Below are 16,785 nucleotides of genomic sequence, written 5' to 3'. Positions count from 1 at the left end.
ACCGTTAAACATGATAATGGAATGTACCGTTATTTTTCATTTAGCTCTAGTCTTTAACAAGGTTCGATACGCCTTGGCACTATGCTTAGGTATACGTTGTTGAGTTGGGTAATCAACATAAACAATGCCAAATCGTTTGGTATACCCCAGCGACCATTCGAAATTATCCATTAAGCTCCAGGCAAAGTAACCTTTAATATCAACGCCTGCCACCACCGCATGATGCACGGCATTTAAGTGGGCATGATAATACGCAATGCGAGAGTCATCCTTAATTTCGCCCTGTTCGAGACGATCCTCCATTGCAGCGCCATTTTCGGTAATATAAAGGGGCGGCAGTTGATACCGCTGGTGTAACGCCAGCAATAATGCAGTAAAAGCCGCGGGGTTTATCTCCCACCCCATGGCCGTCACTGGCACACCGTTAGGAGGCACAACCACCGCTTCGCCATGCTCATTAGCCGCGTAATCAGTGGGGTTGTAGTAGTTCACACCGAGGTAATCTAACGGTTGACGAATAAGCGCCATATCACCAGGGGCAATATCAGGCTGATGCTCTAAGGGCAAATCATGGATAACATCGGGATAGCGCCCTTCGATTAAGGGCATCAAGTACCAATGATTATGGTATTGATCGGCAAATTCCGATGCCCTCTTGTCGGCCGCAGACCCTGACGCGGGATAGCAGGTAGAAAAATTCAATACAATACCATGCTTGCTATTTGGACAAACTTTTTGCAACACCTGCATGGCCTTACCGTGGGCCACCAGCAAATGATGGGCCGCTTGTCGCCCATTTTTAACCCCGGTTTTTCCCGGCGCATGTATGCCGGTTTCGTAGCCTAGATAAGCCGAACAAAAAGGTTCGTTTAAGGTTGCATAAGCAGTGACGTTATTTCCTAAAGCTTGCGCAACTACTGAAGTATAAAAGGCGAAAGCATCTGTAGTCTGCCGATTCAACCAGCCACCGTTATCCTCTAAGGTTTGGGGTAGATCCCAATGATAAAGGGTAACGAAAACCTGTATACCTCTAGCCACGAGCGCATCCACTAGATTAACGTAAAACCGCAACCCCTGCTGGTTGACGCTGCCATCAGACTGAATAACCCGACTCCATGACACCGAAAGACGATAGGCATCTACCCCGAGTTCGGCAATCAGTTCCACATCTTTTTGCCAAAATTTTACATGTTCGCAGGCAACATCACCATTTGAACCGTCTTCGATGGCCGCTGGCAAGGCGCAAAATGTATCCCAAATGTTATCAGACCGCCCCGCTCTATCCCCTTCAATTTGAAAACTTGAGGTGGCAACGCCGTAGATAAATTCTGTTGACAACAGCGGTGAATCTGCCGGCAGAGATATGTTTTGCATGATAAAACCTTATGGCAACGGCCTGCTGTTCTTTGCGCTAATTCTATAGAAAGAATTACACGCAGGCGGTTATTTTGTTAATAATTCGTGTAAATAGCTTGCAAAATGTAAGCGCTTACAAAATAATGATGTTAAATGTAAGCGCTTTCAATTGTTAATTTAACATTAATAGCGTAATTTTGAAACTGAGAGGATCTTGTGGATACACCTGCACACCTTAAAACGCCAATTGGCACAACAAATAATCAGAACCGTGACTACAGGTTTGCGCTGATATCACTTACCACTCTGTTTTTCATGTGGGGGTTTATCACCTGTCTTAATGACATACTGATCCCTTACCTTAAGGGTGCCTTTAACCTTTCCTTCACCCAAGCAATGCTGATCCAATTTTGCTTTTTTAGCGCGTATTTTATTGTCTCTTTGCCCGCTGGAATGTTGGTGTCCCGCATTGGATATCAGCGGGGAATTGTGATGGGCTTAGGTGTAGCCTGTTGTGGTTGCCTGTTGTTTTACCCTGCAGCGGCCAGTGGCATTTACGCTATTTTTCTTATTGCCCTATTTGTGCTGGCATCAGGCATTACCTTGTTACAGGTTTCCGCCAACCCTTACGTTAGCGCACTTGGCGATCCGAAAACCGCTTCATCGCGCCTTACCATGACACAGGCGTTTAATTCCTTTGGTACCACTGTCGCCCCGTTTTTCGGCTCGTTTCTTATTTATGGCGCCACCGGTGAACATGGCCAAGCCAGTGCGTCCGATGTTCAACTTCCCTATCTTATTTTGGCCTTCACCTTATTCGCCCTCGCGTTGATTTTCTTATTTCTTAAACTACCTGCTCTGCATCAGGGCGGCAAGCAAGAACAATTACGTTTTAAAGGCGCGTTACAACATCGTCATTTAGTACTGGGCGCGTTAGGCATTTTCATGTACGTAGGTGCAGAAGTCGCGATAGGAAGTATGCTAGTTAATTACCTAGCACAACATGATGTTGCCGGTTTAACTGAAGCAAAAGCAGCCACCTACATCGCTTACTATTGGGGTGGTGCCATGGTTGGCAGGTTTATCGGTGCTGCGGTACTGCAAAAAGTCTCTGGGGGCTTGGTACTAACGGTGAATGCCCTTTGCGTTATTGCCCTTATTTTAATTTCTATGACCAACACGGGTGATGTGGCGCTATGGACCATTTTAGCGGTAGGCTTATTCAATTCCATTATGTTTCCCACTATTTTTAGCCTGGCATTGCATGGGCTAGGAAAAGACACGCCTAATGGGTCGGGTATTCTCTGCTTAGCCATCGTCGGTGGTGCATTCATTCCTTTGCTACAAGGCATGTTAGCAGACAGTGTTGGTGTCACCCTTTCCTTTTTATTGCCCGCCTCCTGTTACTTGTACATCGCCTATTATGGCCTGTACGGCAGTCGCGTAGCACGCTCAAATACTCATTAAGGACTTATCATGCGAACGACAATCTTTGCATCTTTTGTGTCTGCCGCCCTCATTGCAGGTTGTGCTGGACCAGACATCAATACAGACAAATCCAGCGCCGAACGCAATGGGGATATATGGCCCAAATTAAATATTGAGGTGAAAAAGGATCCTGCGGTGGAACAGCGTGTGGAATCAATCCTAAGCCACATGACGCTGGAGCAAAAAATTGCCCAGATGATCCAACCAGAAATTCGTAATATTACCGTTGAAGACATGCGCCAATATGGATTTGGCTCATACTTAAATGGTGGCGGCGCATTTCCTAACAATAATAAACATGCGACGCCCGACGATTGGGTTCAATTAGCCGAAGCCATGTATCAAGCCTCTGTAGACGACAGTGTCGATGGCACTAGCATCCCTACCATGTGGGGTACCGATGCGGTACATGGACACAACAATGTCATTGGTGCCACCTTATTTCCTCACAATATCGGTTTAGGCGCGGCTCACAATCCGGCTTTAGTGGAACAAATCGCCCATATTACCGCTCAAGAAGTAATGGCTACGGGTATCGACTGGGTATTTGCTCCCACTGTGGCGGTGGTACAGGACGACCGTTGGGGGCGTACCTACGAAAGCTACTCAGAAAACCCAGCGGTGGTGCGTGAATACGCTGCAGCGGTGGTAAAAGGCTTACAGGGTGCCGCAGATAAAGACTTCCTTAGCGATCAACGGGTCATTAGCACCGTCAAGCACTTTGTGGGTGACGGCGGCACTATCGGCGGCGACGACCAAGGTAATAATATTGCCACTGAACAAGCTCTGTTTGACATCCATGCCCAAGGTTACGTCGGTGGCCTCACCGCAGGTGCTCAGTCTGTAATGGCGTCATTTAATAGTTGGCATGGGAAGAAACTTCATGGTCACAAATACCTACTTACCGATGTATTGAAGGACCGCATGGGTTTTGATGGATTTGTGGTGGGTGACTGGAACGGACACGGTCAGGTAAAAGGGTGTACTAATGAAAGCTGTGCCCAAGCCATCAATGCTGGGCTTGATATCTTTATGGTGCCCGATGACTGGAAAGCCCTGTACAACAATACCATTGCGCAAGTGAACGCGGGCATCATTGCCCAGTCTCGTATTGATGACGCCGTTCGCCGTATTCTTCGCGTTAAAGTTCGCGCTGGCTTGTTTGATAAACCAAGTCCAGCCGCCCGCCCCCTTTCTGGCAATCGCCAGTTAATTGGTAGCGAGGCCCACCGTCAGGTGGCAAGAGAAGCCGTAAGAGAATCGCTGGTGTTGCTGAAAAATAAACATCACCTGTTACCTCTTGATGGCAACCAGCATGTTCTAGTAGCCGGTGACGCTGCCGATAACATTGGTAAACAATCCGGTGGTTGGTCGGTAACTTGGCAAGGCACCAATAATACCAATGCCGAATTTCCTGGCGGCACCTCTATTTATGATGGCATAAGATCTGCGGTGGAAGGTGCAGGCGGTCAGGTAACTTTGTCCGTTGACGGTACATTTACCCAAACCCCTGACGTCGCCATTGTGGTATACGGTGAAGAACCCTATGCCGAAGGTCATGGCGACCGAGAAACCTTAATTTATCAACGGGGAAGCAAGCGCGATCTTGCCTTACTCCATAAACTCAAAGCCCAAAACATTCCGGTGGTGTCTGTATTTATTAGCGGCCGTCCTATGTGGGTAAACCCTGAATTGAACGCCTCAGATGCCTTTGTTGCGGCCTGGCTGCCTGGCTCTGAAGGTAAAGCCGTCTCTGATGTCTTGTTCGGCAAACAAGACTTTAAAGGAAAACTACCGTTCTCTTGGCCCGCCACTTCAAATCAAATCGTAAACTTGGGCGATGAGAATTATGCGCCGCTACTTCCCTACGGGTTCGGGCTTACCTTTAACGACGAGAACGTCCTGACTGACGATTTAGACGAAACCGTCATTGAGGCACAAAACAATGATCAGCCTGTTTACCTGCTATCCGGTACCGTTCAAGCGCCCTGGGTAATGTGGCTGCACTCCCAGAATGACAGTTTAGAGGTTAATGCCAACACGCATACGCTAGGCGCCTTAACATATCGCACCGTCGATAAAGAGATCCAAGAAGATGCCCGTAAACTTACCTTCGACGGAACAGCATCAGCGAGCATGCGTTTTGCCAGCAAGAGCTTTTTCCGAGAAGACTTAAGCGCTCAACAAGTGGCGAAAGGAGCGCTAACGTTTAAGATTAATCGCCATTCTCTCATCACTGGCCCCCTGACCATTGGTATGAGCTGTGAGGGTGAAGGCGATGCGCCAGGTAGCTGTGCAGCACAAATCGATATTAGTGCCGAACTGCAAGCATTTCCGGCAGAAAGTTGGTCCTCTATGAGTATCGACCTTGCCTGCTTTGCCAATAGTGGCATTGACTTTCAGGGCCTAGTTGTCCCATTCGAGCTTAAAACGGCAACAAAAGCGTCGTTAAGTATTGCAGATATTCAATTTACTCCGAAAATGGCATCTCAAGCCACCATCAGCTGCTCCCAATAAGAGAAAGAGGACGCCATGTCTATGGCGTCCTCACATCTTTTAGCCACCAGTATTGATGAACTTCGGCTCGTCGGTATTTCTCGCCAACCCTACCTTTGCTGTTAACAAAGGCACTCATTGCCAAATTTTGCCACATTTGGGCCAATCCATTTAGCCAGGTAAAAAGCGTATATTTTTAACAAAGTGATTACAGTTCTTGCGAGATTATCCCCCTACGGGTAAAGATTTCACAACTGATGCTGTTTTAACCAAATACTCCTCGACACACCGCCCTTGATTCTTTATATTGCGCGGCCACATCGCATTAATGCTGCGCTTTTTTTATTCTGCTTTTAACATTCGGGATTTTGTTTTGATTACCACTGCCAACATCACCATGCAATTTGGCTCATCGCCACTGTTTGAAAATATTTCTGCTAAATTCGGTAATGGAAACCGTTACGGATTAATTGGAGCGAATGGCTGCGGTAAATCCACCTTCATGAAAATTCTAAGTGGCAAACTCACCCCCAGCGCAGGTAATGTGTCTTTAGCGCCCGGTACCAAACTGGGCATACTGAATCAGGATCAATTTGCCTTTGAAGAACACTCCGTCATCGATGCGGTGATCATGGGTGATAGTCCGTTATGGGAAGTCAAAAAAGAGCGGGATGCCATCTACAGCAAACCGGATATGAGCGAAGAAGATGGCATGCGGGTGGCAGACTTAGAAACCCAGTTTGCTGAAATGGACGGTTATACCGCCGAAGCCCGAGCCGGCGATATTCTACTTGCCGCCGGTATCGAAGAACATTACCACTTTGGCCTCATGAAAGAAGTGGCCCCAGGTAAAAAAGTACGGGTACTCTTGGCCCAAGCATTATTTGCTGATCCTGATATTTTGTTACTCGATGAGCCAACCAACAACCTTGATATTTATACCATCAATTGGCTGGCTGAAGAGCTGAACAAGCGCAAGTCCACCATGATCATTATTTCTCACGACCGTCACTTTCTCAATGCGGTGTGTACGCACATGGCCGATATTGATTATGGCGAATTGCGTATTTACCCCGGTAACTATGACGCCTTTGCCGAAGCCTCCGCTATGGCGCAACAACAGTTACACCTAGAAAATGCAAAAAAATCGGCAGAAATTGAAGAACTGCAAAAATTTGTTGCCCGTTTCTCAGCCAATGCATCAAAAGCCAAGCAGGCCACATCACGGGCTAAACGACTCGAGAAAATAGAACTGACAGAAATCAAAGCATCCAGTCGTCGCAAACCCTATATTCAGTTTAAACAGCATAAAAAATTGCATCGCTTAGCCATTACGCTTGAAGGATTAGGCCATAGCTATCCTGATTTACCCCTTTTCGACAAGGGTAATTTACTTCTTGAAGCCGGCTCAAGACTGGCAATTATCGGCGAAAACGGAGCCGGTAAAACCACCTTATTGAAATGCCTAACCAACGAAATCGACGCCCAAGAAGGGGTCGTGAAGTGGGCTGAGAATGCCGCCGTTGGTTACGTGCCTCAAGACAGTTCAGCAGAATTTGCCAACGATCTCACTTTATTCGAGTGGATGTCACAATGGCGAGGTCCTAAGCATGACGACTTGCAAGTTAAAGCCATGCTAGGCCGTTTACTGTTTGGTTCTGACGATTTTAATAAAAAGGTGTCTGTGTGTTCAGGTGGTGAGAAAAACCGGTTGTTGTTCGGTAAATTAATGTTACAAGACATCAACGTGATCATCATGGATGAACCGACCAACCACCTTGATATGGAATCCATAGAAGCCTTAAATATGGCGTTGGAGAGTTTTGACGGAACCGTCGTATTTGTTAGCCATGACCGAGAATTTGTATCCACATTGGCGACCCAAATCATTGAAATTAAAAATAACAAACTCAATGTATTTGAGGGCACCTATGATGAATTCCTTGCCCATTGCGAAAGCGCAGCATAAAACGTGCAATCACTGGCAAAAGCTCCCTATGGAGTTGTCAGATTCTGCGTTGGTGAACTAAGCTCAATGGCAAGTCTGGTTTAAGTACACTGTCATGTCAGAGTCTTCTGTTTATCCTAAGCATATCGTGCCTATTTTAGCGGGTGGCGGCACCCGCCTTCCCGCCCATATTGGTATTTTACAAGCACTGCAAGATTTGCACATTGAGTGCCAGCACATTGTGGGTGTGTCCGGCGGCTCCATCATTGCGGCCCTATTTGCCAAGGGCGTGACGTTAGATAAAATGAAGTCCCTCGCCTTAGAAACGGATTTTCGTCAATTTGCCGATTTCTCCCTGTGGCGACTACTTCGCGAAGGTGGTCTTGCCTCGGGGGACCGTTTCGAAAAATGGCTTGATGATCTTCTTGAAGGCGTTACCTTCGCAGCCTTACCGATTCATTTGCATATTCTGGCTACCGATGTAAACGGTGGCGGCCCGGTGTTGTTCGACAAAGAGACCACTCCTGATCTTAAAGTGTCGGCAGCCGTTCGCGCATCGATGTCCATTCCCTTAGTTTTTGCATTTCGCCCCTATGAAGACAAGTTACTGGTGGATGGCGCGATTTTATCTGAAGATGCGTTGTTCCGTGATTGGCAACAGGACGGCACCTTATCGGTCTGTTTTCGCTTGCAAAGTAAGCAAAAGAAAGAATCCTTGAGCAAACAGCGGCGTTTTGTTTTACCCCTTTACCTTACATTACTGGCTCGCACATTTATGTCTGCGCTGTCGCGGGAATATGTTCACGCAGAATTCTGGCAACGTACCATCTTGGTGGATACCGGTGAAGTCTCTGCGGTTGACTTCAACGCCGGCAACGATGACAAGCAGGTATTGTTCGACACCGGTTACGAAACCACCATGCGTTTCTTACCGGCTAAACTTCACCGGCAACTGCAACAAACCCACTAGCAACCTGTCGATGCTTTTGCATAAATCACTTTTTTTCCCTTTTTTCTTTGTGCATACTTGACTCTGGAGTTAACTCTAGGGTTTAAGGTCTGCACCATGAAAGATTCCCCGTTATACAAAATTGGTGAACTGGCAAAACATGCTAACGTCAGTGTGGACACCATTCGCTTCTATGAAGAAAAAGGGCTCATTGCACCTCGCACGCGGTCGTCATCGGGCTATCGCTGGTTTAGTGTGGACGAGCTAGAAAAACTGCGCTTTATTCAGCGCACCAAAGCGGTGGGCTTTACACTTAGTGAGATAGCAGAATTAATGGCATTAAAGCTTCACCCTGATGCCCATACGTGCGATGAAGTGAAGCAAGTCACCTTGGATAAAATTGAACAGGTTTCTGCTAAGATTTCTGAACTCGACAAAATACGCCAGTCTTTACAGCAACTTGCTGTCGCCTGTGACGGCGGCACCCACAGTTCACAGCATTGTACGATTTTGCAACTTTTAAACTCGGATACCCCGTTATGACAGACATTACCCTTTTGTTCGATAACTTTATTGGCCTGTTTATCGAATCGGCGCCTTGGTTACTCTTAGGGTTATTGGTAGCGGGGATCATGCACGAACTTGTCCCTGTATCTTTATTACAAAAACACATGGGTAATAACAGTGTGGGCGCCATTTTTAAGGCCGCGGTGATAGGAGCTCCACTGCCCCTTTGTTCTTGTGGGGTAATTCCCGCTGCGCTAGGTTTACGTCGCAGTGGTGCGTCTAAACCCGCTACGGTCTCCTTTTTAGTTTCAACGCCAGAAACGGGGGTCGATTCAGTGTCAGTATCCTACGCATTGCTGGGGCCACTGTTTGCGATTGTACGGCCTGTTGCTGCAATATTCAGTGCCATCTACACTGGGCTAATGGTTAAGTTCTTTGCCGAGCCCGATGAACGCAAACAACAAGACGCCCCGGCAATAAACACCAATCAATGTGCTGAAAGTGCGGCTAAGCCTGCAATGGCCACCAGCACATGCTGCAGTACCGCGCCGAAGGAAAACCCCGTATCCTCTTGCGCAACTACGCAAGCTCCCAACGATACCGCCCAATCCGACGGCTGCTGTTCGTCTAAATCCAGCCCTAAAAATACCAGCGCCACTAAGCCCTTGGGTGCAAAAATCACTACCCTGTTGCAATTTTCCACCGGTAAATTACTGCAAGACATTACCCTATGGCTACTTATCGGTTTGGCTCTTGCCGCGGCAATTCAAACCTGGGTGCCGACATCCTTCTTAACCCAATGGGGTGATGGCTTTATGGCCATGTTGGTGATGGCCGTAATTGGCGTGCCCATGTACATCTGTGCCACTGCATCCACGCCACTTGCTGTGGGCTTTTTATCGGCAGGACTCTCACCCGGTGCGATTTTGGTGTTCATGCTAGCAGGACCAGCCACCAATGTGTCTACCATGGGAATGATAGGGAAAGAATTAGGCCGCCGTGCCCTTATTTTGTATATTTTCAGCATTACCAGCGCCAGCATTGGCTTTGGCTACTTGCTAAACTACCTTGTCGATACCTTTGCGTTAACCCAGTTTATCGCTCACCCTGTTAGCGGTCATCATCACGGCGAGACCGTGGGCCACTTATATACCCTATGTGGCATTGTATTGGCGGGTTTAATCATTAAAAATTATCTACAAAAAAGCTTCAACAAGGGCACAGGCACAGCTAAAAGTTCTGCCCAATCTTGTCATTAGTGATCCTAGTTACATGCACAACACCTAATCGGTGTTGTGCATCACACTGACCGAGTTAACAGACCTTTACCCGTTAGCATAAGCGTATTGTTTATCCAATGCACTTAGCCCCAGACCACTGCGCTTATGTACCCGTATCTGTACGGGGATCCGCTCTTTCATAGCCTCGATATGACTGATCACACCAATCATTTTTCCCGACGCGTTGAGGTTATCTAAAGCATCAAGGGCTATATCCAGCGTTTGCGCGTCCAAGGTGCCAAACCCTTCATCTAAAAACAAAGAATCGATACTGGTCTTATGACTGACTAAGTCTGACAAGGCAAGAGCTAGGGCCAGACTCACCAGAAAACTCTCGCCACCGGATAAGGTTTTAGTATCTCGTTCAATATCGCCCTGCCACGTATCCACCACTTTTAAAGTTAACCCCTCACCGGCGTGACGGGTAAGACGGTAACGACCGTGTAAACGTTGTAACTGACGATTGGCTAGCACCACCAAATTATCCAGTGTTAGCCCTTGGGCAAATTTACGGAATTTATGACCATCCGCTGACCCAATCAAGCCATGCAAGGCAGCAATATCATCAAAATGAGCTTCTTTTTCTGCAATTTCCTCAAGTATGGACTGATGCCGACGGCGAACATCATCATCTTGACGTAAACGTGCAGATAAAGTGCCTTTTTGCTGAAGTAATGTATCCCGTTTTTGTTCGGCTTCGGTGATGGTGGCTTGAAGGGCCTGCACCTCCGTTTGCTGCCATTGTGTGGCCAAGGTACCGGTTTGCCATTGCTGTAATTGGCCTTTCGCCTTTTGTTGTAAGGCTAGATTGTCGCTAACGGCTTTGTCCAAACGGGCTTTAAGACCGCTGAGACTTTCCCGTTCATTAGGCGGCAGTAATGCCTTTAAAAAGGCATCATCGTCATCAAACCCTTGGTCTTGTCTTGCTTGTTCCCATACCTGGCTTATTTCCTTTTGTGTATTTTGTAACTCAAGTAATGCGTTTTCTGCACTTTCTTTTTTACTCTTCGCTTCAATGTAATTTTCGCTCCAAGCGGTGTGAGCCTGCTGGGCGCTTTCCCATGCCTGCTTTTTCTCATCTAAGGTGTGAGTTAGCTTGGTGAGTGCTTCGGCGGCATCCACATCACCGAGTAATGCACGCCTTTCATCTACTGCCTTTTTCAGTGCTTGCTGACGCTCTGCCAAGGCCTTCTCGTCTTCCTTTAATCTCGCCTGAGTGCTTTTAAGGGCTTCTTCAATCCGTGCTTTATCTTCCGCTAAATCACGGCGGCGATCTTTTTGTTCTTCTCTCTGTTTATGCTTGGCGTGCCAGGTCTCACTTTTTCTCTGTCGTTCATTAAGCCACGATTTAAGATCGCCTTCAGGGGCTGGTTGATTAATTTTTTGCGCTTCTTCTGCAAGCTGTTCTTTGATGGCGTGAATGGCATCATCATGTTGATCTAAACCAGCTTGATTGTGCTTAAGTTCGCCGGCGGCTTCTTTTATGCTGCCTTCCAGTTTACGTAGGGTATCGTAACGCTCGCTTCGTTGTTGATGCTGCTGCTCAAGGGCTTGGCTGGCAGCTTTTACCTCATGTGAGGCATTTCGCAATGCACGGCGATGGGCTTGCAATGCGCTGCGCTGGCTTTCCAGCGATGTATCAAAGGCCGCTAGCCCCTCACGATCATCAATACTGATGGCTAGATCCAGTTGGCTCATCACCTCTTGCCATTGGCTCAGGGTACTTTCTTGCTCTTGCTTAAGCTGACCAAGGTCAAGTTGATGCTGCTCAATACGAGCCCCTGATGTTTCCCACTGCTGAGCGGCGACACGCCCTTGCTGTTCAGCCTGTTGTAACTTTTCTTCCATGGCCTGTTTGCGCACCACCGTGTGTGGCACATCCACCGCCATAGAAGCCAGGGCAGGATGAGACGTGGCGCCACATAATGGACAAGCTTCGCCCTCACATAAGGCGTCACGATAGGCCGCAAGTTGGGCTTCCTGATCTATAAGACGAGTCAGATCCTGTAACGACTGACTGTATTCCCGCCATTGCTGGCGCAGGGAATCCCGGTGATTTTGCGCCTGTTGTCGTGTCGCTTCTTCCTGTGCCTGTTTCTCGGCGATCCCTTGGGCTTTACTCTGTTGTTGCTGGTATTGAGATTGAATGGATTTCGCTTTCGTCAGAGGGAAAAGCAGGTTTTCGATACGGTTAAACTTTGCCTCCACTGCCTGCTCATCTTGTATTTTTAACAGTGTGCTAAGGGCCTGCTCACATTCTTTTTTCTTTTGTTGAGCATAAGTCAACGCCGCATCAGCCTGTTGGTAGTCGGCGTTGGCAAGGTTAAACTCCTTATTTAACTTGTCATATTGCTGCTTATCTGTGGTAATTTTCGCCGCGAGCTGTTGGCGCGCATCCGTGTGCTGAACAAGGCGATTGACGTGTCCCCACCACCCGCTTAATACCGCCGATAAAGCCCCATCATCCTCATGGGTTGCTAAATAATTGGCATACTCGGTCCAACGCTGATCCACCTCATCCAAGTGTGTTTGATTAACCTGCAAAGCTTGCTGATGCTGTTGATACGCCTGTTGTTTTTCCTCATAGGTAGTCTGGGCCCCGCTGATTTCTTGCTTAAGACGGGTAATTTCCCTATCTAGGGGCATCACCTGCTGTTGAATCATCTGGATCTGGGGTTCGGCTTGCCCCTGATAGTCTTTTAACCCATCACTTGCCCGTTTTCTTTGCGCTTCTGCGTCCTGTACCTGTACCTCTGCTTGGAAAAAGTGCTGGCGTTGTTGCGCTGCTTGCTCTTGTTTTTCGGCGTATTGTTGCGCAATGTCACCTTTTTGCTGCCAACGTGCCCTCAATTGTTCGGCAGGTTCGCCGCGCTGTAGACGGATGAGATCATCTTCATGCTCTGCCATGGCCTGCTTTGCTTGCGTTAGCTGCTCATCGGCCTGTTGGCAGTCTCGTTGCAATTGGGTCAAAGTCTCGAAGTATTTGATCCCTTGCTGATACCGGGTAACGTCATTTCTTGCCTTCTCAAGGGCGTCATCGGTTTCCTTGACGGTGTTTTGTAATTCATCGCGCTCTTTATCTGTGAGTAACTGAACGCTGTCTTTGTTACCTCGAAGCACCGATAAAGCCTGCTCAGCATCCCTATATTCGCTGTGTACCTGTCTGGAAATATCCCCGTAAATTTCCGTTCCCGTTAACTCTTCTAGTAATTCGGCACGGTCATTTTCATTAGCATTTAAAAAGGCGGCAAAATCCCCCTGAGAGAGCAACATGGATTTGGTAAAACGGGGGAAATTTAGCCCGGTAATGGCTTCAATTTCATCGGTTTTTTGCCGGATCTGCGAAGCCAATACCTTACCACTTTCACTTTCAGCTAACTCCACATGGGCCGGTTGTAAGTTGCCATCGGCCTTACCTCGGGCCCGACGCATGCTCCAAAATGCCCGGTAGGCTTTTCCTTTTACCGCAAAGGTCACCTCGGCTAAACATTCTGCGGTTCCCCGGGTCATGATTTCGTTGGCCGTGCTGGATATTTGCCCTAACCGAGGGGTTTGATGATAAAGGGCTAAACAAATAGCATCTAATAAGGTGGTTTTTCCGGCGCCGGTAGGCCCGGTAATAGCAAAAAGACCATTATCACTAAAGGGCGATTGGGTAAAATCTAACTTCCACTCTCCCTTCAATGCATTTAGATTTTTAAGACGCAAAGATAAAATTCTCATTGCCCCTTAGGCTCCTCATACAAGCTGTGCATTAATGTTTGGAAATGGGCTCGCAATCGGAGACGCAAAGCGTCATCCGTATCGTCTGGCATTAACGCTAAACGCCGTTCGAAAACATCATCAGGCGTCAGTTCTGCAAGATGCTCCTCACGCTGTTGTTGTAACGTTGTGCCTTGATGAGCGCGGACACGTCGTAACTGGAGGATCGCTACCGGTTTATTTTCTACCATGCCTTGTATGCGTTGGTGTAGATCCGGTAAATACCCTTCGGTGGTAACCTCAATACACAACCAAATCGGTTCGGCTGTCTCGTCGATGTGGGCAAGTTGTTCTTCGATTTCAGACAAATTGCCCCGCAGTACTGCCATGGCCTGAAAGCGTGGCACCGCCACTGGCGTCATATGAGGCGTGGTGCCATCAAACGATACCACCATGACCTGTTTTGCACTGGCTAACTCATCAAAACTTAAAGGAATAGGTGAACCACAATAACGAATATGTTCTCGCTTTCCGACGCGCTGGGGGCGATGGATATGGCCGAGTGCAATGTAGTCTGCAGCGGGAAAGTTATTGGCAGAAAAGCCATCAAGGGTACCGATATAAATTTCTCTTACGCTGTCCGATTGACTGACCCCCAATGCAGTAAGGTGACCGGTGGCCACAATGGGGATATCACCACCGAGGGCGGCTTTTCTCTCAGCAGCAAGGTGATATACCCGTGCGTAATGCTGTTTAATGGCATCACCTAACAGGGATTTTTTGTCGTCTCCGCTTTGTCCCGCTTCACTGATGATCACATCACGAGGGCGAATAAAGGGAATGGCACAGATTAATCCGATTACCCTACCATTGACATCTTTCACCTCCACCAGTTGCTCAGACTCATCTTCAGCACAGGCGGCAATTACGTGAACGTTCAAACATGATAGTAATGACTTACTTTCATTTAATACCGAAACAGAATCATGATTGCCACCTAACACGACAAGCGTACAAGGGTAAGCTTGCAGTTCGACCACAAACTGATTGTACAATTCACGAGCATAACTTGGCGGCGCCGCAGTATCGAACACGTCTCCGGCCACCACCACGACATCAATTTCATGTTCCTTCACAACATCCAGCAACCAAGTAAGAAACTGGCGGTGTTCGTGCCTGCGATTTTGGGTAAAAAAACTCTGGCCCAAATGCCAATCGGAGGTGTGTAGCAGTTTCATCTAACCTCTCACTTTCAGTGCGTTGAACCATAGGGCGACGGACCGCCATTGGCAATAAAGGCATCAATGCGTTTTTCTAAAACAGTTAAAGGAACCGACCCTAGGTGCAAGATGGTGTCATGGAAATGACGAATATCGAAGTTCTCGCCCAAGGCTTTCTCTGCCCTTTCTCGACACGCCAGTATGGACATCTCACCTAAATAATACGACAGCGCTTGCCCTGGCCACGCAATATAGCGATCCACTTCTGTGGTGATTTCGTGGATCGACAAGGCGGTGTTATCTTGCATAAATTGCTGGGCTCGTTGGCGGCTCCATCCTTTAGCATGAATGCCAGTATCCACCACTAACCGTGCTGCTCGCCACATCTGATAACTCAACATGCCAAAAATTTCATAAGGCGTATGGTAGATGCCCATTTCCTCACCCAGCTTTTCGGTGTAAAGGGCCCACCCTTCGCCATAGGCAGACACGTAAGACTCCCGGCGAAAAGCAGGGATCTCATCATTTTCTAATGACAAAGGCATTTGAAACGCATGACCTGGCGCCGACTCATGAAGGGTTAGCGCGGGTAATGAATACAAAGGCCGAGAAGGAAGATCGTAGGTGTTTAACAAATAAATCCCCGGACCTCCCCGACCGGCTGTATAAAATGGTGCAATATCGTCAGGAACCGGTTCAATAGCAAACCGGGCGCGAGGCAAGCGACCAAACCAATCGGATGCAATCCCATCAAACTCTTTGGCTACCCATGCCGCTCGGTCGAGTAAGTCCTGTGGCTTTTCCACATAAAACTGCGGGTCAGTACGCAAAAAGTGTAAAAAGTCATGCAGATCCCCCCCAAAGCCCACTTCTTTCATTACCTCATGCATACGCTCGCGAATTGCAGCCACTTCTTGCAATCCGATTTGGTGTATTTCTTGGGCCGTGTAATCCAATGTGGTGTATTTACGGATTTGCGCTTCGTAGTACGCCTTTCCATCGGGTAAATCAATGGCGGCAATGGAAGGCTGGGCATTAGGGATATAGTCGTTAACCAAAAACGTGAGCAATTTTTCATGGGCAGGGATCACCGCTTCGTTAATGATCTTACGCCCCTCTTCCATTAATGCTTTACGTTCTTGGGCAGAAAACTGACTGGGGATCCGCGTCAACGGGGCAAAATACACATTTTCTTCCCCTTTGGCTGCAACAACAGATTCAACAGATTGTTGCCGACCGACTAAGGAAATCTTTGGCAAGGTAAACTGACGTGCCAAACCTTGTTTCATGTTCACTATTTGCTGATCAAAATACCGTGGCATGTCATTAAGCCAGGCAAGATAGTTTTCAAATTCCTGCTTACGGGTGAAGGACTTTTTCGATAAGTAGGTCAGATCACTCCAAAATGCGGTATCGCCAATTAAAGGCTTTTCATAGGTACGAAATTGTTGCTCTGCGATGAGGGTTTCTATTTGTGTTCGATATACCGCATAGTTGGTCTGATTCTCGTCTGACAATGCACCAACATCGATTGTATTGAGATCTTGTAATACCTGCTGCCATATTTGCAAACGCTCGTCTTGCACCTTTTTACTGACATCGGGCAAGGCACTGGGCACGCTACGCACATCGGTGTTTTCATCAATACTTAAGGTCTGTTTTCGCCACGCCCATTCCTCGCTATAGATAGCAGTAAATTGCTCATCAACGGAATGTAATTCTTGTTGTATGGGATCTTGTGCGCCAATGGCTGAAAATACCGTGGCGAAGGTGGGAAGCATACATAACCAGACGCTAATTCGTTTTATTTTATCTTGCACGGTTTACCTCATCTATTTT

The 16,785-nt window shown here is 47.7% G+C and carries 10 protein-coding genes; 6 read left to right on the top strand and 4 right to left on the bottom strand.

What is annotated here, in order from left to right:
* Window positions 1-36: 36 nt before the first annotated feature.
* Window positions 37-1,374 carry a GH1 family beta-glucosidase gene (locus tag KO501_RS05940; protein WP_216028729.1) on the bottom strand — a complete coding sequence of 446 codons (1,338 nt, stop codon included), beginning with the start codon at window positions 1,372-1,374 and terminating at the stop codon, window positions 37-39.
* Between the two features lie 297 nt (window positions 1,375-1,671).
* Between KO501_RS05940 and KO501_RS05935 the strand changes: the two genes are divergently transcribed.
* The 6 genes from KO501_RS05935 to KO501_RS05910 all read left to right on the top strand — a co-directional run bounded on the left by KO501_RS05935 (window position 1,672) and on the right by KO501_RS05910 (window position 10,003).
* Window positions 1,672-2,823 carry a sugar MFS transporter gene (locus KO501_RS05935; RefSeq protein ID WP_216029047.1) on the top strand — a complete coding sequence of 384 codons (1,152 nt, stop codon included), beginning with the start codon at window positions 1,672-1,674 and terminating at the stop codon, window positions 2,821-2,823.
* A gap of 9 nt (window positions 2,824-2,832) precedes the next feature.
* Window positions 2,833-5,361, top strand: coding sequence for an exo 1,3/1,4-beta-D-glucan glucohydrolase (locus KO501_RS05930; RefSeq protein ID WP_216028728.1), 2,529 nt, complete (start codon window positions 2,833-2,835; stop codon window positions 5,359-5,361).
* Window positions 5,362-5,713: 352 nt separating this feature from the next.
* Window positions 5,714-7,309 (top strand): ABC-F family ATPase, encoded by a 1,596-nt coding sequence (locus KO501_RS05925; protein WP_216028727.1) that lies wholly within the window; start codon window positions 5,714-5,716, stop codon window positions 7,307-7,309.
* Between the two features lie 94 nt (window positions 7,310-7,403).
* Window positions 7,404-8,258 carry a patatin-like phospholipase family protein gene (locus KO501_RS05920; protein ID WP_216028726.1) on the top strand — a complete coding sequence of 285 codons (855 nt, stop codon included), beginning with the start codon at window positions 7,404-7,406 and terminating at the stop codon, window positions 8,256-8,258.
* Window positions 8,259-8,354: 96 nt separating this feature from the next.
* Window positions 8,355-8,780, top strand: coding sequence for a Zn(2+)-responsive transcriptional regulator (zntR, locus tag KO501_RS05915; protein WP_216028725.1), 426 nt, complete (start codon window positions 8,355-8,357; stop codon window positions 8,778-8,780).
* Window positions 8,777-10,003: an SO_0444 family Cu/Zn efflux transporter gene (locus KO501_RS05910; protein ID WP_216028724.1), complete on the top strand. Its 1,227-nt coding sequence runs from the start codon at window positions 8,777-8,779 to the stop codon at window positions 10,001-10,003. The genes zntR and KO501_RS05910 overlap by 4 nt, the downstream gene beginning before the upstream one ends.
* Window positions 10,004-10,069: 66 nt before the next feature.
* Here KO501_RS05910 and KO501_RS05905 read toward each other — a convergent pair whose 3' ends face one another.
* From KO501_RS05905 to KO501_RS05895, 3 genes are read right to left on the bottom strand one after another with little or no spacing between them, the layout of a single operon-like run.
* Window positions 10,070-13,747, bottom strand: coding sequence for an AAA family ATPase (locus KO501_RS05905; RefSeq protein WP_216028723.1), 3,678 nt, complete (start codon window positions 13,745-13,747; stop codon window positions 10,070-10,072).
* Window positions 13,744-14,964 carry an exonuclease subunit SbcD gene (gene sbcD / locus KO501_RS05900; protein WP_216028722.1) on the bottom strand — a complete coding sequence of 407 codons (1,221 nt, stop codon included), beginning with the start codon at window positions 14,962-14,964 and terminating at the stop codon, window positions 13,744-13,746. Before sbcD ends, KO501_RS05905 begins: the two co-directional genes overlap by 4 nt.
* Window positions 14,965-14,978: 14 nt before the next feature.
* Window positions 14,979-16,766: a DUF885 family protein gene (locus tag KO501_RS05895; RefSeq protein ID WP_216028721.1), complete on the bottom strand. Its 1,788-nt coding sequence runs from the start codon at window positions 16,764-16,766 to the stop codon at window positions 14,979-14,981.
* Window positions 16,767-16,785: the final 19 nt, after the last annotated feature.

Source organism: Alteromonas sp. C1M14 (assembly GCF_018860965.1).
Lineage (GTDB): Bacteria > Pseudomonadota > Gammaproteobacteria > Enterobacterales > Alteromonadaceae > Alteromonas.
This window is presented reverse-complemented; position numbering and strand designations above follow the sequence as displayed.

Coding starts and splice junctions, on each gene's coding strand:
- KO501_RS05940 (WP_216028729.1), bottom strand. CDS start 1,374: ATGCAAAACATATCTCTGCCGGCAGATTCACCGCTGTTGTCAACAGAA.
- KO501_RS05935 (WP_216029047.1), top strand. CDS start 1,672: ATGTGGGGGTTTATCACCTGTCTTAATGACATACTGATCCCTTACCTT.
- KO501_RS05930 (WP_216028728.1), top strand. CDS start 2,833: ATGCGAACGACAATCTTTGCATCTTTTGTGTCTGCCGCCCTCATTGCA.
- KO501_RS05920 (WP_216028726.1), top strand. CDS start 7,404: ATGTCAGAGTCTTCTGTTTATCCTAAGCATATCGTGCCTATTTTAGCG.
- zntR (WP_216028725.1), top strand. CDS start 8,355: ATGAAAGATTCCCCGTTATACAAAATTGGTGAACTGGCAAAACATGCT.
- KO501_RS05910 (WP_216028724.1), top strand. CDS start 8,777: ATGACAGACATTACCCTTTTGTTCGATAACTTTATTGGCCTGTTTATC.
- KO501_RS05905 (WP_216028723.1), bottom strand. CDS start 13,747: ATGAGAATTTTATCTTTGCGTCTTAAAAATCTAAATGCATTGAAGGGA.
- sbcD (WP_216028722.1), bottom strand. CDS start 14,964: ATGAAACTGCTACACACCTCCGATTGGCATTTGGGCCAGAGTTTTTTT.